Consider the following 26000-nt stretch of genomic DNA (forward strand, 5'->3'; position numbering starts at 1 on the left):
CAGAGACTGGCGGTGAGCAATCTCACGCCATTCTCGCTGCTGTGCAGGGCTTCCAGCTAGTTGCTCGCGATCCCCTGGCTTCGCCTGTTCTTCGCCATGAGCAAGGCGGAAGCCGCATTAAATCAAGCATTTCTGGCGAGTTGGTCGGAACCGTAACGAGAGTCGCGCGCTGTTGCCGCAGGAGTGATCAATGGAAATGACCCCGTCTCAACACGCCGATACCGGCATTCGCGGCCTTGACGATGTGCTCGCTGGGGGCTTCGAACGAAGCCGGGCGTACCTCCTTGAAGGCAGCCCGGGCACGGGCAAGACGACGATTGCGCTGCAGTTCCTTATCGCGGGCGCCGCGGCCGGCGATCGTTGTCTCTATATTACGCTGTCCGAGACGGAGGACGAGCTGCGCGCCACGGCCACGTCACATGGCTGGCCATTGCAGGACATCGATATTTTCGAGCTTGTACCGCCCGAGAGTTTATTGGACGAGCAGCAGCAGCAGAGTCTGCTCTATTCGTCCGATCTTGAGCTTGGCGAGACAACGAAGCGGATCTTCGAAGCATTCGAACGGGTAAGTCCATCCCGGGTTGTCCTGGACAGCCTGTCGGAGATCCGGCTGCTGGCACAGAGTTCTTTGCGGTATCGCCGGCAGATCCTGGCGCTCAAGCATTACTTCGCGCGCAGCGGTGCGACCGTGCTCATGCTTGATGACCTGACCACCGATGCCAATGACAAAACGGTCCATTCCGTAGCGCACGGGGTCGTGCGACTGGAAGAGCTGGCACCGGAATATGGCGCGGAACGCCGGCGCATGCGCGTAATCAAATATCGTGGGCGACGCTTTCGCGGCGGCTATCACGATCTTGCCATTCATACGGGCGGAGTTCGTGTCTTCCCCCGCTTGGTGTCGAGCGAGCATCACCGCCACTTCGAGCGCGAAGTGATTGAAACGAATCTACCCGAATTCACCGCGCTGCTTGGTGGCGGGGTAGAGCGTGGATCGAGCGTCCTCATGCTGGGGCCGGCAGGCACCGGCAAGTCGCTGCTCTCGCTTACCTTCGTCAAGACTGCCATCGACCGTGGCGAGCGCGCGGCGATGTTCGTCTTCGATGAAGAGATCGGCCTGCTCATGCAGCGCGCGCGGGGCCTCGACATCGATCTTGAAGCAATGATCGATGCGGGCAATTTGGTGCTCGAACAGGTCGATGCCGCTGAACTCACGCCCGGTGAGTTTTCCACCCGCGTGCGCGAATGTGTCGAAACACATGGTGCGCGAACGATCGTGATCGACAGTCTAAATGGTTACCAGGCAGCGATGCCCGGAGAGCATGCGCTCGTCCTGCACGTCCACGAGCTGCTGCAATATCTTAACCGTCAGGGCGCGACCACCTTCCTGACCGTCGCGCAGCACGGTCTGGTTGGCGACATGAAGTCCCCGGTCGATATCACCTATCTCGCCGATACCGTCATCCTGTTGCGCTATTTTGAGGCCCTCGGACGCGTCCGACGGGCGATCTCGATAGTTAAGAAGCGCATGAGCGCACATGAGGATGTCATCCGTGAGTACAAGATCGGCCCGCAAGGTTTCACGCTCGGTCCGCCGCTGATCGGGTTTCAAGGAATTTTACGCGGTGTGCCTACCTTTGTCGGTGAAGCGGGTCAGCTAAAGTCCGACGAGGCGTGAAGCAGACGACAGTCTCTGAGCGGGTGCTGGTACTCGCACCGCGTGGACGCGACGCGTCGGTCGCGACAGCCATGCTTGCCGAAGCCGGGATCGAGGCAGAGGCGCATCGCTCGCTGCAAAGCATGATCGCGGGTCTTAAGTCTGGGGCTGGTTGCGTTCTGATAACGGAGGAGGCGCTTGCCACCGCCGATCTGCGGTCGCTTGTGGAGTGGCTGGCGAGCCAGGAAGAGTGGTCGGACTTGCCCTTCGTGCTGCTCACCAGTCGCGGTGGCGGCCTTGAGCGAAATCCGGCAGCCGCGCGCCATCTGGACGTACTTGGCAACGTCACCTTTCTCGAACGGCCCTTCCATCCCACGACATTGGTCAGCCTGGTGCAATCAGCGCTGCGCGGCCGCCGCCGGCAATATGAAGCGCGTGCTCGCTTGATCGAGTTGCGGGAGAGCGAAGAGCGTTACGCAACCTTGTTCCAGACGATGGATGAGGGCTTCTGTATCATCCGGTTCGTCGATGGGCGACATGGACCCAAGAGCGACTATGTGCATGTGCAGGCCAACCCCGCCTATGAGCATCATACGGGTATTTCGGACGTCGTCGGGCAAACCGTCCGGGAGATGGTCCCTGATGAGGCAGATGGGTGGGTCGATCGATATCGTGACGTTCTGATATCGGGCGAGCCGATCCGGTTTGAGCGCGAACTGGTCGCCACTGGGAGGCATCTTGAGCTTTCCGCATTCCGGGTCGAGCCGCGTGAACGCGATGAGGTCGCTGTCATTTTCCAGGACGTAACCGTGCGCAAACGCGCCGAGATTGCACTGCGTGAGTTGAACGAGACACTCGAACGGCGGGTAGAAGCGGCGGTGGCCGAACGGCAGGCCGCGGCTGAGCAGCTGCATGAAGCGCAAAAGCTGGAAACGATCGGTCAGCTGACGGGTGGGGTGGCCCATGACTTCAACAATCTGCTGACCCCGATCAGCGGCGCACTCGACCTTCTGAGCCGACGCTATGCAGGGCAAGACCCTCGTATGGCGCGGTTGATCGACGGCGCGTTGCAATCAGCTGAGCGTGCGCGCGTGCTGATCAGCCGCCTGCTTGGTTTTGCCCGGCGGCAGGCACTGGAGACCCGGGCAACCGATGTCTGCAGCTTGCTCACAGGTGTCCAGGATCTCGTAACCAGTTCGATTGGATCCTCCATCGCGCTCAACCTCGAGTGCCCGCAGGGATTGCCTGCGGCGCTCGCAGATCCCAACCAGCTCGAACTCGCAATACTGAATTTGAGTGTCAACGCGCGCGACGCGATGCCTCAAGGCGGTACGCTGACGATCGCTGCCTCGCAGGTACGAGTAGATGGGGAGGATGCGACCGGGCTCTCTGCCGGTGACTATGTGCGCATCACCGTGTCCGACACGGGCACCGGCATGGATGCTGGAACCCTCGCGCGCGCGATCGAGCCATTCTATTCGACCAAGGAGTTGGGCAAGGGAACGGGGCTTGGCCTATCGATGGTGCACGGCCTCGCTGGCCAATTGGGCGGGGCCTTCATCTTAACGAGCGAATTGGGGCAGGGCACGCAGGCCAATCTCCATCTGCCGATTGCCAGCGATCCGGCTAGGGCGAGCGATGTCTCATCAGACGCTCTCCCGCCGGGACTGTCCTCGCTCAACGTTCTGCTCGTGGATGATGAGGAGTTGGTTCGCGCAGGCACCGCTGAAATGCTGCGGGACCTGGGTCATGTCGTTCACGAGGCGGCGAGCGGCTCACAGGCGCTGAGTAAGCTGGTGGGAGGTCTCCCCATAGACCTTCTAATCACGGATTATATGATGCCCAGTATGAATGGCGCTGCGCTGGCGCGACGCGCTACCGGGCTCAAGCAAACCTTGCCGGTTCTCGTGATAACGGGATATGCGGGGGGTGATCTCAATATCGGTTTGCCGCAACTGACCAAACCATTTCGGCAAGCAGACCTTGCCCGCTCACTTCATCGGCTCTTTCCGCACGAAGCAATCGTCTAGCCGAGTTGTTCCAGCTGCGGTCAGTGCTGGCGCTCGAGCGTCTATGGGTTGCGATGGTTTCTGCCAGTTTGAAATGAGCAGCTAACTCACGGCTCTCAGCCGGGTGAGGCAGTCGGATGCTCCAGGCGAATGGTATCGAGCAGGTGTGGTATCGGGCAGGTGCTCGATCGCCGCATTCTCGCGTGGCGTACCGCTCGGTGTGACCTCCCAATTACAAAGCAAATAGCTGAGCGGGTCGCGCAGCTTGATTGGGCCAAGCGCGATCCGCCAGCGGCGCTGGGTGCCGCCCAGTTGTTTGACCAGGGTGGACACGACCAGATCCTGAAGCTGGCTTGCGAGCATGGCCGCCGCGCGGCTCGCGGTCTTGTGCGTGTACTGCCTTACTAGGTCGCTGAGCATCTCGATCAAGGAACGCTGATGCCCGTGTTGGAGCGGTACGAGGCTGATCCAAAACCGGCTACCTTAGTCTGGCGGCGTCTCGCCACTCGGTCGGACGCGTAAAACTGCTAGTGGATTATTTGAAGGGTCTGAAGGACTTGAAGGTTCTCAACGAGAAGCGACAAGTCGTGTCGTGAGGCATCTGGCTTATGTCGGCGGTCGCCCGCTGTGCTCATGCGCGCGACGAGCGTCCAGCGTCTGGCGAACTGATCTCACCTGGACAGGTACGGCCTGGCCCAGTCCACAACGTTCTCAACAAATATTGGCCGGGTGGCCGCCGCGTATGTCCAAGCCTCATGGCTAAAGGTGGCGGTGCATGCGACCCCACGCATGTTCTCACGCCCGGCTTATTATGCGTTCGCGTGGAGTTCACGCTTGCGCAAACATTCGAATTATTTTCGTATTATAATCTTCTTATAATCACTTCCGCCGCTAGGCTTGGTCGAGTCATGGCCATGACATTTCGCAACCAAGGAGAATTGCCATGAACCGCGAAAAGGAAGACGTGATCGAGCTCGGCGCTGTCAGCACCGAGACCAAGGGGGCCATCGAGGGTGGTCCCGACACCGAAGGCGCGCTGCAGCCGCGTAGCGGCCTCAGCGACGACTGAGCGCATCGGGCGCGTGCCGGTAAGCGGCGCGCGCCCTTTGCGAGCTTTCGCCATGTCACTGCGCCTGCGCGATGGCGTTTCCTGGTGCCTGTGCGCCGGACGCGCCGTCTTTCTCGACCTGGAACGCGACCGCTTCTTCTGCCTGTCGCCCGATCGGGATGCTGCGTTCCGAAGCTGGGCGCAAGGCGTGGAGCCTGGCGCCGCTCCAGCGTTTGAGCAGCTTTGCCAAAGCGGACTGCTCGTTCCCGATGCGAACGGAGGGCAGCTGCCTGCGCCGGCGACGCTGATCGAGGCGACCTGCGATCTGGCCATCGATCCGCGGGGCAAGGCGAGGCTTGGCGACATCGCGGGTGCGGTTCTTGCCCAATATCGCGCGTCCCGGCGGCTGCGCCGCCTGAGCTTGCAGGCGATCCTCGCTGCGTCCCGGGCAGCGCGCAGCATACCGACGGGCGATGCGATCGCGCGAGCGCGGTACCTAGCTGCCGCTTTCTCCGCGGCGGGCCTGCTTCTTCGCACCGCCGATCGCTGTCTGCCCCGCGCGATCGCGATGCGCGATCGATGCCATCGCGCCGGTATCGCTCCGGCGCTGGTCTTTGGGGTCCGGCGCGATCCCTTCGCGGCGCATTGCTGGGTCCAGCTCGAGGATGCAGTGCTCGTCGGGGATCTGGAACAGGTGCGGCTGTTCACTCCGATCCTGGTGGTGCCGTGAGGCCGCGCTATCTGCTTGCTGTCGCGCGGGGTCCAGCTGCCCCTGGTACGGCCGCTCGGCTCGCCGATGCGACCGGCCTCGACCGGGTTTTCGACAGCCATCCGCTGATCGCGCTCGCCAATCCGGCCTGTCGCTGCATCGGCGTGCCGGGGAGGGGGCTGGTCTTGGGGACGCTGTTTCGACGGCACGGGCCGCCGCGCCCGCTCGAGGCAGCGGACCTGTCGGATCCGGCGCAGCTGTTTGCCGATCGCGGCGGCACGCTGCTTGGGCGTTTCTGGGGCGGATATGTCGCGGCCCTTGCCGGCGCGGGCGCGGTGGAGATCCTGCGCGACCCTTCCGGCGCGCTTCCCTGCTATTATGCCGCGACACCCGCAATGACATTGCTGGCTTCCGAGGTCGAGCTGCTGCTGGCGAGCGGGCTGGTGCGTCCGGCGATCGACGCGCAGGCGCTGGCACGTCACCTCTGGCGCGGCAATCTTCCCACGTTCGAGACGGTGCTGGCCGGCGTTGCCGAGCTTCTCCCCGGCTTTGCGATCGAGATATCGGATCGCGAGCACACGCAGCGCCAACGCTGGTCGCCCTGGGACCACGTCCATGCCGCTGACGCAGAGCCAGTGGAGACCGCGGCGCGCCTGCGCCGCACCGTCAGCCAATGCGTGCTCGGCTGGACGGCCGGTCGCGGCCGGCTGCTGGTCAGCGTCTCGGGCGGGCTCGACTCTGCGATCGTCGCCGCGTGCCTTGCTGGCGGCGGCCGCGAGGCCCAGTGCCTTACCGTCTATGGCGACGATCCGAGCGGCGACGAGCGCGGCTATGCGCGCGAGCTCTGCGCGCATCTTCGAACCCCGTTGTCCGAGCAGCCCTACGCGCTCGAGGCGATCGATCTGGCCGTGCCGCTGGCGCCGCATCTGCCGCGTCCGATCGGCCGGACCCATGAACAGGCCTATGAGCGCGCGCATCTCGCGCTGGCGCGTGAGATCAATGCCAATGCGTTCGTGACCGGCAATGGCGGCGACAATGTCTTCGGCTATTCGCAATCGGCCGGTGCCATCGTCGATCGGCTGCGCAACGAGGGGCTTTCCTGCGGCGTGCTGAATACGCTCGGCGATGTCTGCCGCCAGACCGGCTGCGGCCCGCTAGAGGCGCTTGGCGCGACACTGCGGCTGTTGCGGCGGCGGCGCTATCGCTGGCGCGCGGTGCCGATGTTCCTCAACCCCGGCGTACGCGCGGCGCTGGCGCAGGAGTCGCTGACCCACCCTTGGCTCGATCAGCCAGGAACGGCCTTGCCCGGCAAGGCGGGGCATGTCGCGGCGCTCTTGCGTATCCAGCAGGTGCTCGAGCCAGGACGCAGCCGCCATGCGAGCGTGCTCCATCCGCTGCTCTCGCAGCCGATTGTCGAGGCCTGCCTTGCGATCCCGAGCTGGGCCTGGCGAACCGGCGGGATCGACCGTGCGGTTGCGCGCCAGGCCTTCGCGCAGGATTTGCCGCAAGCGATCACCCGGCGCCGCAGTAAGGGCGGTCCTGACGCCTTCTGCGCGCGGGTCGTCGAGCATCATCGCGCGCGCATTCGCGAACGGCTGCTGGACGGCCGGCTCGTCGGTTATGGCCTGCTCGATCGCGGCGCGATCGAGCAGGCGCTCCGCCACGGGCGGCCGACCACGAGCGACGAGAATGTCCGCATCCTCGACCTCATCGATACCGAAGCCTGGCTCGATAGTTGGGACACGCGGCTTGCCGCGCTCAGTGGGCCGGGCGAGCGCGCCTCGTGCGCCTGAGCTCGTCCCAGCGGCGGAGCTCCAACTGGCGTTCCGGCGCGGCCGAACGCCTATCCAGCAACCAATAGTCGAACCAGTCGAGCGCGCGGGTATAGGCGGCAAGCCGGTGCGCGGGCTGCCATTTGACATGGTGCTCTTGCGGAAAGACGAACAGGTCGACGGGCGCACCGGCTTCGCGAAGCGCGGAATAGCTTTCGAGCGCGCTCATCACCTCGTCGTCCGAGGATTGCATGAGGATCGGTGTCGCGATGCGCGCCGCATTGCGCGCGAGCGAGATCTGCGCCCAGAATTGATCGGCTGCCTGGCTGCGGTCGGTGGGCCCAGGATAGCCTATGCGCCGGAACTCGCGGGCTCCAATCAGGCCGACCCGCGTCGCGAGCATCGTGTCGATGCAGCAATTGCTGAGCGCTGCGGCCGCGACCCTCTCGCTGTGGAGCAGCGCGAACACGGCGGTCGAGGCGCCGTCGCTCATGCCGGTTACGCCGATCCGGGCCGGATCCGCGATCCCGCGCGCGACGGCGAGACGGATGCCGGCTTCGAGCGAAGCATGGATGCTGCGGCGATCGGCGAAGCCCTCAAGATCGCGGCGAGCGACCTCGACATAATCGGTATCGCCGCGCCGCCGTCCGATCGAGCGCGGCCGGCTGAAGCTCAGCACGGCATAGCCGCGGTTGGCGAACGCCTGGATCGGGTAATCGTCGCCCGTGCCGCCGCGCAGAAAACCGCGCGTGTCATATTGCACCACCACCAGCGGGTAGCGCGTGCCCGAGCGATAGCCGACCGGCAGCACCAGGTCAGCGATTGAGGGCAGGCCGAAGACGTTGGTGAGGTGGAGCCGTTCGGCTTTGCCCAAATGCAGTGCGTTGAGCTCGGGATTTGGGTCGAACAGGAGCTGGCGCTCGCCGGTCGCGGGATCGAGCCGCTCGAGCCGTCGCGGCGTCAGCGAACCTTCGATGAGACAGAGCAGCGTATCATTCAGCGGTACGCAATCGGCGAGCACATTGTCGGTAACGTAGAGACGGCGCGGGGTGCTGGATCCGGGCGTCCACTCATAGATCGCGGTCGATGCATCGGCCCAGCCGTCGCGTGCAAGAAACCGAACCCGCCCTTCGGCGGTCCACCAGGGGCGGCTCGCTTGCGCGCAAGTCTTAGCCGGGCAGGGGATCCTCCGTCCTTTCTCGTTCTCTGCGACCAGCTGGCCATGCCCGGGATTGAGTGTGCCGGCCTCTTGCTGGATCTGTGCACTCCGTCCGTCCTTGTTCCGCGCTTCGGTCCACAGGCCATCGCTGATATCGGTTGTGGAAAGAAGCGACGCTTCGGCTTTGCTTGCCTCGCGCACCGCCCCGGTTGCGAGATCCAGGACCGCCACGCTCTGGGCGATCGGCGCGGCGGGGAAGGGGCGGCTGCTCGCCGCCGGAGCGAAGCGCTCGTCATAGTGGAAGCCGGACAGGCCCTCGTGGTCGATTCCGGCGCGCGCTTCACCCAGCGCCGGCCGGCTGGTGAAGATCACCGACCGCCCATCGCGTGCGATCCGGAAATCCTCGACATCCGCTGGGGCATGCGTGAGGGGCTCACTACCGCTGCCATCGATTTGCGCGCGCCATAATTGGACCGCGCCTCCCTCACGCTTGAGGAAGGCGATCCAGCGTCCGTCGGGCGACCAGCGTGGCGTGATCGCCCTGGCGATGCCGGTAGGGAAGGCGGCCTTGCCGCGGAACATATGATCGACCCGGATCATCTCGCCGCCCTGATCGACGAGCCGCAGAGATCCGCTTGCGAGCTCGATCACCATCATCGCCAGGCAATAGTCGTTGCCTAGCGGATCGGCGCGACGCAGCTGGAATGCCGCATGCTTGCCGTCCGGTGAGAGCGTGATGAGCCGCGCACGCTGCGCGAACGGGTCCACCGGACCGATATCGCGCAGCCGGACCAGGTCGTCGGCGGTGAGGGCGCGCGACGAAGATGGGTGCGTCGGCGGTACAAGGCCAGCGCACGCGTCCTGTGGTGCCGCGCGGGCATCACCGGCGAAAGCGAGGAGCGCGATACTCGCGAGCAGGAACGGCGCGCTCATCACCATGTTTTGGTCACCGTCAGGCTGACGAAGCGGCCGAGCGGGGACTGATTAGTCGAATCGAACGGGATCTGCGCTGCGCTTGAGGTACGAATACGATCGGGCTTCGCGTTGAGCAGGTTGAGCGCTGAGAGGCGCAGCTCGAGACCCCGGAACGGCCCGCTTTGCGCGGTCGTCCGCACCGCTGCGCTCAAGTCGAGCGTGGTGAACGCGCCGACCCGAGCCGGCGTGGTGAAGCGATCATCGCGCGTGCCGCCGGCATGATTGACGAACCCCGAGAGTTGCACGCCGTCCTGTTCCCAGCTTGCCCCGCCGCGCGCGCGCCAGTGCGGTGGGGTGAAGATGAGCCCGGCACGTTCGAGCACCGCCTGGCCCGCGCTCAACTGGCGGTCCGCCTCGAGACGGCTCGCGGCCGCGGTAAGAAGCAGCCGTCCGGTGCCGATGTCGATCCTGTACTCGGCCTGGATGTCGACGCCGTGTGCACGCTCGCGCGCGGTGTTGCGCAGCGTCGTGTCGATGATCGCGGCGACTTGCGCGGGATCAAATGGTTGGCCGCTCTGGTTGCTGAGTCCGAGCGGCAAACTGGCAACGAGGTCGGCGACCTGGCTGGCCGAGGGCCTGAAGGTGATGAATTGCGCATAAGCGGGGTTGGCGAGAGCCGCGAAGAAGTCCGACACCGGCGAGGCGATCCGCCCGCGATAGTCGACATCGAACCAACTCGCCTCGATCCGCAAGCCCTCGACCGGCCGCAGCTCAAGCGTCGCCGTCCAGGTCGTCGCGCGCTCTGCAGCAAGGTCGGGGTTGCCACCGGTCAGCAACAGCACGGTCGTGCCGGTCGCGAGCGGCGGTACCGGCGGCGGCGCGAAGCGGGTACCGAGGAACAGCGCGCCGTCGCGGATCTGGTTCACCTGGTTCAGGGTGGGGATCTTGAACGACTTGCCCCAGCTGAGCTTCATCGTCACATCGCGGTGCGGCGCATAGACGAGGCCGAGCTTGGGTGTGGCGACCTCGTCGATTCCCGCATAATGCTCGTAGCGCAGCGCTGCGCTGAACCGCAGCGCCTCGATCAGCGGCAGGCGGTTGCGCGGACCCACCAGCGGCAGCGACACTTCGCCATACGCGAACAGGCTCTCGCGGCGCTCGGTGGCGTCGCGCGTCACCCGCACCGTGCCGCCCACCGTTTGCCTGGTATCTATGTCGAGCAAGAAGCTGCGATAGCCGCCGCCGATCGCGAGACGTGCGTCGCCGCCGGGAAACGCCATCAGCGGGCCTTCGGCATTGGCCTCGATATTGGTGAGCTGGTTCTCGTAGATGAGGCGCTGGGGCGTCTCGACCCCGCCGATGAAGCGGCGCGAGCGGATGTCGGTGCGGCTCTGCGCATGGGTGAGTTCGAGCGACGCTTCCCATTGCGCCGGGAGCGCGACGCGCAGGCTCGGCGTCACCGCGAACGAGCGCACGACCGGCCGGTTGACCAGCCCGTTGGTTAAGGCGTCGGTCGTGGCAAGGAACGCGTTTGCCTTGCGCATCCGCCGGTCAGCGAATTGCGCGTCGAGCTCGAAAGTCACGCCTTCGGCAATCCGCTGGTGGCCCGCCAGCACTGCGCTCCATTGCGATTGCTGTGCGATCAGCGTCTGCGAGCCATTGAGCGTGCGCGCATAGGCGCGGTCGATCGCGTCGATCGGCGTGTTGTGGCTATGGTCCGCGGCGACCATGAATCCACCCGAGTCCCAGCGCGCACCGGTCACCATGCCATATTGCTGTTGGAGGTTGCCGCCATCGGTCGAGGCGCCGAACCGCGCGCTCGTCTCGATCCCTTCATAGTCTCGCCGCAGTCGGATATTGACCACGCCGCCGACTGCGTCCGAGCCGTACAGTGCCGAGGCGCCATCGGCGATGACTTCGATCTGTTCGATTGCGGCGAGCGGGATCGCCGAAATGTCGACGCCCTGGGCGAGCGCGTCATAGGCAAGGCGATGGCCGTTGACGAGCGTCAGCGTCGCATCAGGCCCGAGGCCGCGCAGGTTGAGCGTCGTCGAGTTGTTGATGTTGCTTTGTCCGCCCTGGTCGCCGCCACCCGCGACCCCGGGGTTCTGCCCGCCGGTGAAGTTCTGCGGCACGATCCGCGAAAAGCCGACAAGATCGGTGATACCGGCTGCCTCGAGCGAACGTCGCGTGGCAACAATTACCGGCGACGGGCTGTCGGTGCCGCGGATGCGCGTGCCGGTCACAGTAACCTCGCCGTCCTGCGCAGAGCCGGCTTGCGTGGTGCGCGGGTCGTTGGCTGCCGGTGCCGGGTGCCGGATCAGTACTGCGCCCTCGCGTTGCTCGGCGACAAGGCCGCTGCCGGCGAGTGCCGCCCGCAGCGCTTGCTCGAGCGTCAACTGCCCGTTGAGCTCGGGCGCGCGGCGGCCCTGCACTGCGGCCGCGTCGAACAGGATCTCGCGCCCTGTCAGCCGGGCGATCGCCCGCAGTGTGTCGGCCAGTGATTGCGCGGGCAGGTCGTAGCGGGCGGTGGCTGCCTTGCCGGCCTCGGCGGCGGCGGGCAGGGGAGCGAGGGCCACGGCAAGAGCCGTGGCTGCAAACAGGCTCGCGCTGAGCGTCAATCTCGAAATCGTCATTGTCGTCCTCCCGTCGCCGGTCTGATGCCGGCGGCGAGGGGATTGACGCAGCGCGAGCCCGACTACGGGGGCGGCGCGGGAAAATTTCTTCGGTGAGTTCAGTCTGATCTCCCGGGCTTCACCGGGATCGGAAAGATTGTGAATGGCAGCAACTGGGCCGGCTGCAGCCAGTCAGCTCTTGGGCGAGGGATGGCGAAAGCGGACGTTGCCCGCGCTGAACGGTCTATTGACCTAGGTTGGGCCGCAAGCTGTCTGGCTGCTTTCGGGAGGCGAGTCCGAATAGCTGCTGTTCCTGGTATGGCCGGCCTTGAAGCACTTCGCATTCCGTCCAATCCTGCGCGCTCCTTGGGCAGGGGTGAGGGGCCGAACGCAGGACTGAAGGGTCAATCCCAGCTCAGTTAAACCTCTATAATAAGTATTAGGAATCAGACTCCGTTAACGATTTCCCGTGCATTTCGGAACCGCAACATTTCAGCGGGTACGTAGGGGAATCGCCTGATGCGCAGCAGCGGCCGTGTTTTCGCCGTGAGGATTGGCTCCCGCGTTCCGCATTGTCCCGCCGCGCGCCGCCCGCCGCCAGGCTGAGGCTGCACCTCTCATCCTCAGTCAGCCGGCTCCCGCGCGGAGCGCCCCCGAGCATCGGGCAAATCTATTCCAGGAGTATCAGTATGAGCGCGTCGTCGGACAGCAAGAGCGGCATCTCGCATTCCTTCGGCGGCAAGCGCCGGCTGCTGTCCGGCGCGGGGGGCGCGGCGCTCGCGCTCGCGCTGGTCCTGCCCTCCGCTGCGCTGGCGCGCGACTATACGGCGGGCACCGAGGCCGAGCTGCGCCAGGCGGTCCTCGACGCGAATGCGGATGGCGATGCGACCTCGACGATCACGCTGACCGGCAATATCGCGATCGCCGGATCGCTGCCGAACAGCACCAAGCCGCTTGTGATCAACACGGGCGCCTTTTCGACCAACGGTATGGCGCTCACCGGCATCGTGACCGTGATCGGCGCAGTCAACGGCAATGACGATATGCTTACCGGCAACGGTCAGGCCGGCCTGCGCCTGATCACCTTTGGTGGCCTGCCGACCACCGTCACGAACAACGCGACCGTCACCGGGGGCGATGGTACCAACAGCAGCGCCGATGGGCTCGGCGCCGAGATCCAGCACAACGGAAACCTGATCAACAACGGATCGATCACCGGCGGCAGCTCGGGGGGGCCGGGCTCCCTGAACGGCGGATTCGGCCTCCAGATGACCGGCACCGCGTCGGTGGTCAACAACGGCCTGATCCAGGGCGGCACCGGCATCGGCGTGACGGGCGGCCGCGGTGCCTTTATCGGCGTCAACCCCAGTGCCTCTCAGACCTTCACCAACAATGCGACGGGCGTGGTTCGGGGGGGTGAAGGCACCGGCGGCGCGCTGGGCGGCGTGGGCATCTTCGTCAATTTGATCCGCACCCCGATCATCAACCATGGCCTGATCGAGGGCGGCAACGGCGCGGCGGCGATTGTGAGCCGCCCGGAAACCAATATCATCAACAGCGGTATCATCCGGGCCGGCGCCGGCGGCACGGTGGCGATTGACGCGACGTTGTCCCCGCTCACACTGCTCGAACTGCAAGCGGGATCGAGCATCACCGGCCTCGTGCTTGCCAACGCGGGCGGCGCCTTCGCCCAGACGTTGCAGCTTGGCGGGACCGTCGATGCCAGCTTCGACATGTCGAGCGTCGGCGCGACCGCGCAATACCGGAATTTCAATCGTTTCGTGAAGGCCGGCACGAGCAGCTGGACGCTGACGGGCAATGCCAGCACGATGCCGGGAAGTGTCTGGGAGCTTCAGCAGGGCACGCTGGTGTTCGACAGCACCGCGACCGGCCAGATCGCAAACATACTTGGCAATGGCGCGCTGGTCTTCCAGCAAGACGGCAATCTGTCCGTCGGCAACCTCAACGGCGCCATCTCGGTCCTCCAGGGCGGGCCGGGCACGACGACGCTGGTCGGAAACAACCATAGCCTCGGCACGACGCTCACCGGCGGCAAGCTTTCGATCGGCGCGGAGAATGCGCTCGGAACCGGCGCGTTCACGATCAATGGCGGCACGCTCCAGTGGACCGGCGGAACTGGCTTCATTTCGCGGATAATCAACTGGGGTGCGAGCGGCGGCGAGTTCGAGGTCGCCACTGCCGGAACTCTGTCGATCGGGCTGCCGCTTCAGGGCGGCGGTGCGTTGATCAAGTCGGGTATCGGCCAGCTCACGCTGGTGGGGGACAACAGCTATACGGGCGGCACCACGATCGCTGCCGGCACGCTGAGCATCGGCAATGGCGGCACGACCGGTTCGGTCCTGGGCGACATCGTCAACAACAGCACGCTGACCTTCAACCGTTCGGATGCCTATACCTATGCCGGCGCCATTACCGGCACCGGTGGCCTCGCCAAGCCGAACACTGGGGCAATCACGCTCACCGGCCAGAACAATTATGGCGCCGGGACGACCATGTCCGGGGGACAGCTGCTCATCGCGGGGGGTGGAACGACCATATCCGGTGGCGCGACCTCGATCAACACCACCAGCGCTACCGGGGCTACGCTCGGTGTCGACGGGGCCGGTTCCGCCTACAGCACCGCCTCGATCACCGGATCGGCGACCCTCAACCGGAACATCACCGTAAGCGTCACCAATGGCGGCCATCTCACGGCCGCGTCCGGCGACATCTCGCTGCGGGCTTTGACCCTCACGGCTGCTTCGACCAACACGGGCCAGCTCATCGTCGATGGCGCAGGTTCGCACGCCGATGCGGCAGGCGGGCTGATACTCGCCAACTCGAGCACCACCAACGGCAAACTCACGATCAGTGCCGGCGGCACACTGACCACTGCGGGCGGGAGCACCATCGGCTTTTTGACCGGCAACACCCGCGGGACGCCAACGGCGACGATCACCGGCGCGGGCTCGAACTGGACGAGCACCGGCACACTGGGGATGAGCAATGGCGATTTCACTCTGGATCAGGGCGGTACGGCGAGCTTCACCAGCGCCACCTTCGGGTCGGGGGCGCTGCCGGCGAAGCTGACCGTCCTAGGCGCCGGCTCGCGCTTCGCCACCACCAGCGGCGATCTGGTGATCGGCTCTGGCAGCGGTACGGGCGAACTCGTGCTCAGCGCCGGAGGCGCGGTGAGCGTGACGGGATCGCTGGTTCTGGCCGACGCCGGCACCGCGACCGGCATCCTCAACATCGGCGGGGCTGAAGGTCAGGCCGCAGCCGCTGCGGGTACCCTGACAGCGTCGACGCTCAACCTTGGCAGCGCGACCGCGCGCGTCAACTTCAACCACACCGATCCGGACTTCACCTTCGCGGGCGCGATCACCGGCAGCGGCGCGCTCAACCAGCGGGCAGGCACGTCGATCCTGACCGGCGCCAGCACCTATTCCGGCGTTACGACGGTGAGCGGCGGGACGCTTCAGGTCGCCGCGGGCGGGCGAGTCAACGGCACCGCCAGTCTGAACCTGACCGGCGGGCAGATGGTCGTGGATGGCACGGGATCGCAGTTCGCGACCGCGGGGACGTCCACGCTCGGCACGGCTGGTCTGACGGTGCGCAATGGCGGGTCGGCGACGCTGGGCGCGCTGACTGTCGGCGACGGACTCGGCACGAACGCGACGCTCAACGTCATCGGCACGGGATCACAGCTGACCAGTACCGGCACCTTCTCGACTGCGCGATTCGGTACAGCGACGATCAACATCCTCGGCGGCGGCCGGATGACGACCACCACCGCGAGCACGCTGATCGGCGGCCAGTCCGCGACGAATGCCCGGGCTTTCGTGACGATTTCCGGAGCCGGTTCGGCGTGGGACGTCACCAATAGCCTGAACGCCCGTCGCGGAACGATCACCATCGCCGATGGGGGCCGCCTGACCTCGGGCTCGGCGGTGATCGGGGCCTATCTCGCCGGACTTAATGCACCCTCGTTCGCGATGACCGTGACCGGCACCGGCTCGCGCTTCGAAGCGGGCACGCTGACCATCGCCAATTCGGCTGCAAACGGCACCACCGGCTCGCTCACGATTGAAGAAGGCGGCACGGTCGCGGTCGGCGACGGCACCGGTACGCTGGTAATGGGGCCGGGGAGTGCGACGCTCAACATCGGTGCAGGCGGCGGCGCTGGGACGCTCGAAGCCGGGTCGGTGACCACCAGCGCGGGCAGCACGATCAATTTCAACCACGTCGATGCAGGGCATGTGTTCACAGCGGGCATTTCCGGAGCGGGTGCGATCAACCACCTCTCGGGCGTCACCAGTCTCACCGGCAACAGCGCAGGCTTCACCGGCCTGACTGCCGTGTCGGGCGGAACGCTGCGCGTGAACGGCACGCTCGGCGGCGCGGCCAGCGTTGTCAACGTGCTGAACGGCGGCCGGCTGGGCGGTGCGGGCACGATCGGCGGCAACGTCAACGTAACCGACGGCGTGCTGATGCCGGGCAACAGCCCGGGCACGCTCACGATTGCGGGCAACCTGACGCTCGCGGGCGCATCCCTGCTCGATTTCGAGTTCGGACAATCCAACGTGGTCGGCGGGCCGCTCAACGATCTGATCGATGTCGGCGGCAATTTGACGCTCGACGGCACGATCGACGTGACCGTGACGCCGGGCGGCAGCTTCGACGTCGGCGTGTACCGCATCATCAACTATGCCGGTTCGTTGACCAATAACGGCCTTGCGGTCGGCACGACGCCGTCGGGCGGCATTGTCGCCGTCCAGACCTCGATCGCCAATCAGGTCAATCTGGTGAATTTCGCTGGGGCCGACGTCAATTTCTGGGACGGCACCGGCGCGCGCGGCGATGGTAGCATCACCGGCGGCAGCGGTGTGTGGCAAGCGAGCAGCGGCAACGACAACTGGACCGTCGCCGACGGCAGCGTGAACAACGCCTATCCCAATGACGCCTTCGCAGTTTTCATGGCCGCGCCGGGCACGGTGACGGTCGATACCAGCCTGGGCGCGGTGAACGCGTCGGGCATGCAGTTCGCCAGCAATGGCTATACCCTCACCGGCGGCACGATCGGGCTGACCGGCGCACAGTCGGTGATCCGCGTCGGCGACGGCACCGCGCTTGGCGCAGGCTTCACCGCAACGATCGAGTCGAACCTGAGCGGTACGGGCGATCTGGTGAAGACCGATCTCGGCACCCTGGTGCTGAGCGGCGCCAGCAGCCTTGCGGGCGAGGCGATCGTGAAGGTTGGCGGGCTGCAGCTTGTCGGCGGCGGGACCCTCACCAGCCTGAACACGTTCATCGGCGGCGATGCCGGCGAGCAGGCCGTCCTCACCGTCACGGGCAGCAATGGCGGCGGCAATGCGTCGACCTGGACCACCGGCGGCCTGACGGTCGGCAATAGCGGAAGCGGCACGCTGAACGTCACCCAAGGCGGCCGAGTCGTGAGTGCGAGCGGTGGGATCGGGTACGACACCGGCGGCATCGGCGCGGCGCTGATCAACGGCACGGGTTCCGCCTGGCAGAATAGCGGGCGGATCACCGTCGGCCTGTTCGGCACCGGAACGCTGCGCATCGAGAACGGCGCTCAGGTTTCGAGTAACGACGGGATCGTCGGTGGCTCGGCACAGGGCGATACCGTCATCACGGGTCCGGGCAGTTCATGGACCAACACGACGCAGTTCACCGTCGGCAGCTTCGGCGCGGGCACGCTGCGCATCGAGAACGGTGCGAGCGTCACCAGCAATCAGGGCTATATCGGCGCCAACGCCGATGGCAGCGTCACCGTGACCGGTGCAGGATCGAACTGGCTGGTGAGCACATTCGGCCTCACGATCGGCAATCAGGGCAATGGTGCGCTCACGATCGAGAATGGCGGGCGCGTCCAGGCCTTTGAAGCCGTGGCGCTCGGCCAGGCGGCGGGCGTCAACGCAACGCTGACAGTGCTGGGTAGCGCTGGCAATCGCGGGGTTCTGGAAACCAGCCAGATCCGCGCCGGTCTGGGGACGGTCAATGTCACGCTCGACGGCGGCGTGCTCCGCGCGACGCAGAATGCGAGCGATTTCTTCGACGACTTCGGCGCGCGTGACCTGACCTTCGGCGCGAACGGCGGTGTTATCGATACGAACGGCCACAATATCGGCATCGCGCCGCGCTTCGTCGGCACAGGCGGCCTGACCAAGGACGGCGCAGGCACGCTGACCCTGACCGGGAGCAACGCCTATGCGGGGGCGACCGGCATCCTCGCGGGGACGCTGCTGATCAACGGTAACCAGTCGGCGGCTACCGGCCTCACCAGCGTCGCCGCAGCGGCGGCACTGGGCGGCTTCGGCACGATCGGCGGTAGCGTCGACATGAGCGCAGGCGGCACGCTGACGCCCGGCAGCGGCGGCGCGGGCACGCTCACGATCAACGGGAACCTCGTGCTCGGCGGCGGCTCGCAACTCGCCTTCGCGTTCGGCCAAGCCAACACCGCGGGCGGCGCGCTCAACGATCTCGTCAATGTCGGCGGCAATCTGACGCTGGACGGTACGCTGAACGTCACGGTGCCAACGGGCGGAAACTTCGGCGTCGGCCTCTATCGCGTGTTCAACTATGGCGGCACGCTGACCAATAACGGGCTGGCGCTGGGCTCGCTGCCCGCGGGCGCGAACGCCTTTGTCCAGACTGCCATCGCCGGACAGGTCAATCTGATCAACACCGGTGGCGCGACGCTCAACTATTGGGACGGCGCGGCCGGCCCCAAGTTCGACAGCGTCATCAACGGCGGCAGCGGCATCTGGCAGAGCAGCGCAGGCAACGACAACTGGACCGATGCCGGCGGTGCGGTCAACGCCGGTTTCACCGATAATGCGGTCGCGATCTTCTCGGCCACAGCAGGCACGGTGACGGTCGATAACGGCCTCGGCGCCGTGAGCGCGAGTGGCATGCAGTTCGCCAGCGACGGCTATATCGTCACCGGGGACTCGGTGACGCTTACCGGCGCGCAGGCGGCGATCCGTGTCGGCGACGGCACCGCTGTTGGTGCCGGCTACACCACGACCATCGCCAGCGCGCTCACCGGCGTGAGCCAACTGGTCAAGATGGACAGCGGCACCCTCGTCCTGACCGGTACCAACAGCTATGCGGGCGGCACCCGGATCGATGGCGGTACGCTGCGCATCGGCAATGGCGGCACCGCCGGCAGCATCACCGGAGACATCGTCAACAACGCCGCGCTGGTGGTGAACCGCGCCAACACGATTACGCTTGGCGGCGCGATCTCCGGCACGGGGACGCTGACTCAGATCGGCGGCGGCACGCTGATCCTCACCGGCGCCAACAGCTATTCCGGCGGCACTACGATCGGCGGCAGCATTGTGCAGGTGTCGAGCGACGCCAATCTCGGCGACGTCGCCGGCGCGCTCTCGCTGCAGGGCGGTACGCTGCGGGCCGGCGCATCGTTCACGTCAAACCGCACGATCCTGCTCGGCGGTGGAAGCTCGAACCGGATCGACACGCAGGGCTTCGACGTCACGCTGAACGGAGCGGTCGGCAACGGCCCCGGCAACCAGCCGGGCAATTTCCTCGACAAGCTCGGCGCGGGCACGCTCACCCTGACCGCCGCCAACGGCTATGCCAACCGCACGCTCATCGCCGACGGCACGCTGGCGCTGGCGGGCGCGGGGACGATCGGCGCGGGCAACCTCATCGTCGCGCCGGGCACCGTCTTCGACATCTCGCAGACCAATGTCGGCGCGCGGATCGTCCAGCTCAACAGCGGCCCGGCGGGGACCATCGCGCTGGGATCGAAGGTGCTGACGCTCGGCCTCACGGCGTCGTTCAGCGACTGGTCGGGCACGATCACCGATGGCGGCATCGGTGGCGGCACCGGCGGCCGGGTCGTGATCACCGCGGCTGGCGGAGCGGTCCGCTTCTTCGAAGCCAACAGCTATACCGGCGGCACCACCATCGCGTCCGGAACCCTTGAGCTCAACGGCAACGGTTCGCTCCATGCCGGTGGCGCGTTGATCATCAATTCCGGCCTCTTCAACATTGCCGGCCTGGCCGGCGCAGGCACGACGATCGGCGATCTGTCGGGCTCGGGCAGCATCGCGCTTGGCGCCAAGTCGCTGACCCTCGGCACCAGCAATGATTCGACCTCCTTCGCTGTCATCTCGGGCAATGGCGGTTCGCTGGTAAAGGCGGGCACGGGCACGTTCACCATCGCCGGCGCCGCCATCCACACCGGCGGTACGACGATCAGCGCCGGTACGCTGCAGATCGGCAATGGCAGCGTGTCCGGTACCATCGCCGGCGACATCGCCAACAACGGCACGCTGGCGTTCAACCGTGTCGGCGAGCTCACCCTCGACGGCGTGATCTCCGGCACCGGTGCGGTCAACCAGATCGGAACCGGCACCACGATCCTGACCGCCGCCAACAACTATGCCGGAGCCACGACCGTCTCGGGCGGCACGCTGCGCATCAACGGCAACCAGTCGGCGGCGACCGGGCTTACCAGCGTCCTGAACGGCGCCACGCTGGGCGGCACCGGTACGATCGGCGGCAGCGTGACCGTCGCAGACGGCGGCACGCTCGCGCCGGGCAACAGCCCGGGGACGCTGACCATCGCGGGCAATCTTGCGCTTTCGGCCGGCTCGCGGCTCGCCTTCGAGTTCGGCCAGGCCAATCTGGCCGGCGGCGCGCTCAACGATCTGATCAATGTCGGCGGCAACCTGACGCTCGACGGCACGATCGACGTGACCCAGAGCGCAGGCGGCAGCTTCGGACCGGGTGTGTTCCGGATCATCAACTATGCCGGTGCGCTGACCAACAACGGCCTGTCGGTGGGGACGATGCCCGCGGGCAGTCAGGCCTTCGTTCAGACCGCGGTCGCCGGGCAGATCAACCTCGTCAACACCGCCGGCCTCACTTTGGGCTTCTGGGATGGCGCGGCCGGGCCCAAGAATGACGGCACGATTCAGGGCGGCGCGGGCATCTGGCGCTTAAGCGGCGGCGAGAACAACTGGACCGAGGTGTTCGGGACGGTCAACGCCGACTATGCGCAGGACAGCTTCGCGATCTTCTCGGGCATCGGCGCCACGGTCTCCATCGACAATGGCAACGGCAATGTCCGCGCGGCCGGCATGCAGTTCGCCGTCAACGGCTACACGCTCTCGGGCGGACCGCTGGAGCTGACCGGCGCGGACGCGTTGGTGCGGGTGGGTGACGGTGGCGCGGGCGACGCCGCAATCACTGCCACGATCGCTTCTGCGCTCACCGGCTCGGCGCGGTTGGTCAAGGACATGGGCGGCACCCTCGTCCTGACCGGGGCCAACAGCTATACCGGCGGCACTGCGATCAATGGCGGCACGCTCAGCATCGCCTCTGACGCCAATCTCGGCGCGGCCGCTGGCGGGCTCAGCTTCAACGGCGGCACGCTGCGCAACACCGTTGCCTTCGCTTCCGGCCGGGCCGTCGATCTCGTCGGTGCAGGCACCTTGTTCACCGACGCCGGCCTCGTCCTCAACGGAATCGTTTCCGGTGCAGCGGCGCTCGTCAAGGACGGCGCTGGCACGCTCATACTCACCGCCGACAACACGCATACCGGCGGTACGACGATCAGGACCGGCCTGCTGCAGCTCGGCGATGGCGGCACGACCGGAAGCATCGCTGGCACTGTCGTCAACAACGCCCGGTTCGCGATCAACCGTTCGAACGCGCTAACGCTGGCTGGCGCCATTTCGGGCAGCGGTGAGCTGCTTCAGACGGGTAGCGGCACCACCGTTCTGACCGCGGCCAATAGCTATACCGGCGCGACGCAGGTGTTGGCGGGCACGCTGCTGATCAACGGTAACCAGTTGGCTGCGACCGGCCTGACCAGTGTCGCAGCCAATGCGACGCTGGGTGGGACCGGCACGATCGGTGGCAGCGTGATGCTGGGCGACGGTACGCTGGCGCCGGGTGCGGGCGGCGCGGGCACGCTCACGATCAACGGCAACCTCGTCATGGCGGCGGGCTCGCGGCTGGCGGTCGATTTCGGTGCGGCCAATGCCGTGGGCAACGCGCTCAACGACGTCGTGAACGTCGGCGGAAACCTGACGCTCGACGGCACGCTCAACGTTGCGGTCACGCCGGGCGGAAGCTTCGACATCGGTCTCTACCGGGTCGCCAATTATGGCGGCGCGCTGACCAACAACGGGCTCGCGATCGGGACGATGCCGGCGGGCGCCGACCTGTTCGTCCAGACCGCGGTCGCCGGTCAGGTCAACCTCGTCAATACCGGGTCGGCCTTGCTCAACTTCTGGGACGGCGGGGCAGGGGCGAACAAGTTCAACAACATAATCGACGGCGGGAGCGGTACCTGGCGGACCGCGCTGGATGACAGCTGGACCGATGCGACCGGCGCGGTGAACGCGCCCTACGACAATGGCGCCTTCGCGGTCTTCGCCGGCACCGGAAGGACGGTCACGATCGACAACAGCCTCGGTGCGGTCACCGCCTCGGGCCTGCAGTTCGCGGCCAATGGCTACCGCATTCAGGGCGGTGCCCTGACGCTCACCGGACCGCAATCGGTGATCCGTGTCGGCGACGGTACCAGCGGCGGCAGTGCCTATACCGCAACGATCGATGCCGCGATCACCGGCAGCACCCAGCTGGTCAAGACCGATCTCGGCCAGCTCGTGCTGACCGGTACCAACAGCTATACCGGCGGCACCGCGATCAACGGCGGCACGATCCGCATCGCGAGCGACGCCAATCTCGGCGCGGCGACGGGCGCGCTGAGCTTCAACGGCGGCACGCTCAGCACTGCGTCGGACATCAGCTCGGCGCGGGCGATCGTGCTGGCGGGGCAGGGCGTCCTCGCCACCGATGCGGGAACGACGCTGACCCTGACCGGCGGCATCACCGGGACCGGCCAGCTCGGCAAGACCGGCTCCGGGACGCTGGTGCTGGCGGGCACCGGCAGCCACAGCGGCGGGATCGACGCGGTGCAGGGCTTGCTGCTCGTCAACGGCAACTTTGCCGCGGCGGCCGGCCCCGTGACCATCCGCAGCGGCGCGACGCTCGGGGGCACCGGCACGATCGGCGGGAACGTCAGTCTCGCCGGCACACTCACGCCGGGCGCGGGCGGTGCGGGGACGCTGACCATCAACGGCGACCTCAGCATCAGCCAGAGCGCAACGCTCGCCTATGAATTCGGCCAGGCCAATGTCGCAGGCGGCGGACTCAACGATCTGGTCAACATCGCCGGTAACCTCACGCTCGACGGCACGATCAACGTGACCGTCCCGACCGGCGGCAACTTCAGCGCCGGCATCTATCGCGTGTTCAACTATGGCGGCACGCTCACCAACAACGGGCTGTCGCTCGGCGTGATGCCCGCGGGCAGCAATGTCGGGGTGCAGACGGCGATCGCCGGACAGGTCAATCTGGTCAATTTCGCGGGTCTTGCGCTCAATTTCTGGGACGGCGCGGCCGGGCCGAAGAATAATAGCGTCGTCAATGGCGGCACCGGCGTCTGGCAGCATAGCAGCGGTAACGACAACTGGACCGAAGCCGCGGGTCTGGTGAACGCCGGCTATTCAGACGGCGCCTTCGCGGTGTTCGGCGGCACGGCCGGAACGGTCACGGTCGACAACAGCCTTGGTCAGGTCACGGCGGGCGGGATGCAGTTCGCCACCGGCGGCTACACAATCACCGGCGGCGGCATCGCCCTGACCGGCGGGCAGGCGTCGATCCGCGTGGGTGACGGCAGCACCGCGGGTGCGGGCTACACCGCCACGATCAACGCCGCGCTTTCGGGCGCGAGCGAGCTGGTCAAAACCGACGCCGGCACGCTCGTGCTGGGCGGCACGAACAGCTACACCGGCGGCACCCGGATCACCGGCGGCACGGTGCAGATCGCCAGCGACGTCAATCTTGGCGCGGCGACGGGCGGCGTGACGTTCGACGGTGGTACGCTGGCAAGCACCGCGACGCTCACCAGCGCGCGCAACGTCAATCTGCTGGGTGCGGCCACCCTGTCGACCGCGAACGGCACGACCTTCACGCTCAGCGGGGTGCTCAACGGTACAGGCGCCTTCACCAAGGCGGGCAGCGGTACGCTGGTGCTGACCGGCAGCAATGGGGGTTACACCGGCTCGACAAGCATCACCGGCGGTACGCTGGCGGTGATGGGTGCGTTCGGTGGCGCAGTCGATGTCCGTACCGGCACCCGGCTTGAGGGCATTGGTGCCGTCGGCTCGGTGACCAACGCCGGAACCGTGGGCCCCGGCCGTGACGGCTTCGGCACGCTGACCATCAATGGCGGCTATACCGGCGCCAACGGCACGCTTGCGATCGATGCTGAGCTTGGCGGTGACAGCGCGCGCGCCGACCGGCTGGTGGTCAATGGCGTGACGGCTGGCAATACGGTGGTTCGGGTCACCAATCAGGGTGGCCTTGGCGCGGCGACGGTCGACGGCATCAAGATCATCGACGTGACCGGCACATCGAACGGCGTGTTCACGCTCGGTAACAGCGACTATCTGTTTGAAGGCTCACCCGCGCTGATCGCCGGTGCCTATGGCTATCGTCTGTACAAGAACGGCGTCACCAGCCCCGCCGATGGTGACTGGTATCTCCGTTCGAGCCTGCTGCAGCAGCCCGAAATTCCGCTCTACCAACCCGGCGTGCCGGTCTACGAGGCCTATGGCCAGACGCTGTCGGCGTTCACTCAGCTCGGCACGATGCAGGAGCGGACCGGCAACCGCCAATGGGCGGAGGGCAATGCGCGGTCGTTCGGCATCTGGGGCCGTTCGGAGAATATGCGCGCCCGGCCCGAAGCGGTGCGCTCGACCAGCTTCACCGACGTCAATGTCGACAGCTGGAAGATCGAGCTTGGCGCGGATCAGGTGCTGAGCGAACGCGCCGACGGGGCGTCGCTCGTGCTCGGCGTCCTCGGCAGCTACGGCGAGGCCAGCGCAACCATCGCCTCGCCCTTCGGCAACGGCCGCATCAAGACCCAGGGCTATAGCGCGGGCGCAACGCTCAGCTGGTTCGGCCCGAAGGGCTTCTATGTCGACGGGCGTGCGCAGGTCAGCTGGTTCGACAGCAAGCTCACCTCCGCGGTGCTCGGCAAGCTCGCCGACGACAATAAGGGCACGGGGCAGGTCTATAGCATCGAGATCGGCAAGCGCGCGCCGATCGGCGGCGGACTTTCGGTCACCCCGCAGATCCAGACGGCCTATTCAACCGTGGGGTTCGATCGCTTCACCGATCCGAATGGCGCGGCGGTCTCATCGAAGCTGGGCGACAGCCTGAAGACGCGCTGGGGCATCTCGCTCGACCGTCAGGACGGGCGCAGCCATGTCTATGGCGTGGTCAATTTGAACTACGAATGGCTCGACGGCACGATCACCGATGTCTCGGGCACGCGGATCGCGCGCGAGAACCACCGGCTGTGGGGCGAGCTGGGGCTGGGCGGCAGCCTGAAGCTCGGCGGCAGGCTCACGCTCTACAGCGAGGTCTCGGCCGATACCGCGGTCAACGACTTCGGCAAAAGCTATACCCTCAAGGGGGTTGCGGGGGTTCGCATGGCGTTTTGAGGACCGGGGAATCCGGGGGCGGGTCTGGGCGAAAACCTACGGCCGAATCATCCAGTAGGCGCAAGGGAAGGCTGAGCCTATAGAAACGGCCCCCAGGATATCGGGCCAGCGATGACGAAGCACTCGGCTATCTTCGAACTATCAACGCCGCTTATCGGCGATGCCGTGAAAGCGCGCATGGCTGAACTCGACGGCGGGCAAGCAGAGCTCCGGCGCGGTTTGCCGAGAACTGAAAGCGCGGTGCGTGGCCGCGTATATTCGGGCCGCGCTCGCGATTCGCAGCCCAATACTGCTGCCATGGTGGGTACCCGAGAATCGTGCTGCCGGTCTTTAGTCAATGCGGCCGCGAACCGGAGGCGTGGCGCCGCTGCAGCCGCGTCCAAGAACTGACTTATCCAAAAGCCGCCATCTGGCGAACGGCAGCTTTCTAGGTGGCCGGTAGAAAGGCTGAACGACCGAAATGAGGGCGCTTAGCCGCCAAACGCTCGATTGCGACACCGATAGGCTCGTGCAGCTAATTTCGTGCTTTGGATAAC

Annotated in this window: 9 protein-coding genes; 6 read left to right on the forward strand and 3 right to left on the reverse strand. The window is 66.2% G+C overall.

Going from position 1 to position 26000, the window contains the following annotated elements; all coding sequences use genetic code 11:
* Positions 1–190: 190 nt before the first annotated feature.
* Both AC07NK_RS16295 and AC07NK_RS16300 read left to right on the forward strand, forming a co-directional pair.
* Positions 191–1678, forward strand: coding sequence for an ATPase domain-containing protein (locus AC07NK_RS16295; RefSeq protein ID WP_495171663.1), 1488 nt, complete (start codon positions 191–193; stop codon positions 1676–1678).
* On the forward strand, positions 1675–3687 hold the full coding sequence (locus AC07NK_RS16300) for an ATP-binding protein (RefSeq protein ID WP_495171664.1): 2013 nt from the start codon (positions 1675–1677) through the stop codon (positions 3685–3687). The genes AC07NK_RS16295 and AC07NK_RS16300 overlap by 4 nt, the downstream gene beginning before the upstream one ends.
* Before the next feature lie 81 nt (positions 3688–3768).
* Here the strand turns inward: AC07NK_RS16300 and AC07NK_RS16305 are convergent, their stop codons facing one another.
* Entirely contained in the window at positions 3769–4086 is a 318-nt protein-coding gene (locus AC07NK_RS16305; RefSeq protein ID WP_495171665.1) for a hypothetical protein, read from the reverse strand.
* Between the two features lie 523 nt (positions 4087–4609).
* On the opposite strand from AC07NK_RS16305, the gene AC07NK_RS16310 reads away from it, so the two are divergent.
* Genes AC07NK_RS16310 through AC07NK_RS16320 form a run of 3 tightly spaced genes read left to right on the forward strand, consistent with a single transcriptional unit; the run spans position 4610 to position 7216 of the window.
* Complete coding sequence (locus AC07NK_RS16310) at positions 4610–4735, forward strand: benenodin family lasso peptide (protein ID WP_495171666.1); 126 nt, start codon at positions 4610–4612, stop codon at positions 4733–4735.
* Between the two features lie 52 nt (positions 4736–4787).
* A complete protein-coding gene (locus AC07NK_RS16315) occupies positions 4788–5444 on the forward strand; it encodes a lasso peptide biosynthesis B2 protein (RefSeq protein WP_495171667.1) in 657 nt (218 codons plus the stop codon).
* Positions 5441–7216 (forward strand): asparagine synthase-related protein, encoded by a 1776-nt coding sequence (locus AC07NK_RS16320; RefSeq protein WP_495171668.1) that lies wholly within the window; start codon positions 5441–5443, stop codon positions 7214–7216. The genes AC07NK_RS16315 and AC07NK_RS16320 overlap by 4 nt, the downstream gene beginning before the upstream one ends.
* Here the strand turns inward: AC07NK_RS16320 and AC07NK_RS16325 are convergent.
* Both AC07NK_RS16325 and AC07NK_RS16330 read right to left on the reverse strand, forming a co-directional pair.
* Entirely contained in the window at positions 7182–9293 is a 2112-nt protein-coding gene (locus tag AC07NK_RS16325) for an Atxe2 family lasso peptide isopeptidase (protein ID WP_495171669.1), read from the reverse strand. The genes AC07NK_RS16320 and AC07NK_RS16325 overlap by 35 nt on opposite strands.
* The gene (locus AC07NK_RS16330) at positions 9287–11905 is read right to left on the reverse strand and encodes a TonB-dependent receptor domain-containing protein (protein WP_495171670.1); all 2619 of its coding nucleotides are present in this window, start codon (positions 11903–11905) and stop codon (positions 9287–9289) included. Before AC07NK_RS16330 ends, AC07NK_RS16325 begins: the two co-directional genes overlap by 7 nt.
* 668 nt (positions 11906–12573) lie before the next feature.
* On the opposite strand from AC07NK_RS16330, the gene AC07NK_RS16335 reads away from it, so the two are divergent.
* Entirely contained in the window at positions 12574–25464 is a 12891-nt protein-coding gene (locus AC07NK_RS16335; protein WP_495171671.1) for an autotransporter outer membrane beta-barrel domain-containing protein, read from the forward strand.
* The last annotated feature ends 536 nt before the right edge of the window (positions 25465–26000 follow it).

This window comes from Sphingomonas sp. GW821-FHT09B04, from assembly GCF_059418285.1.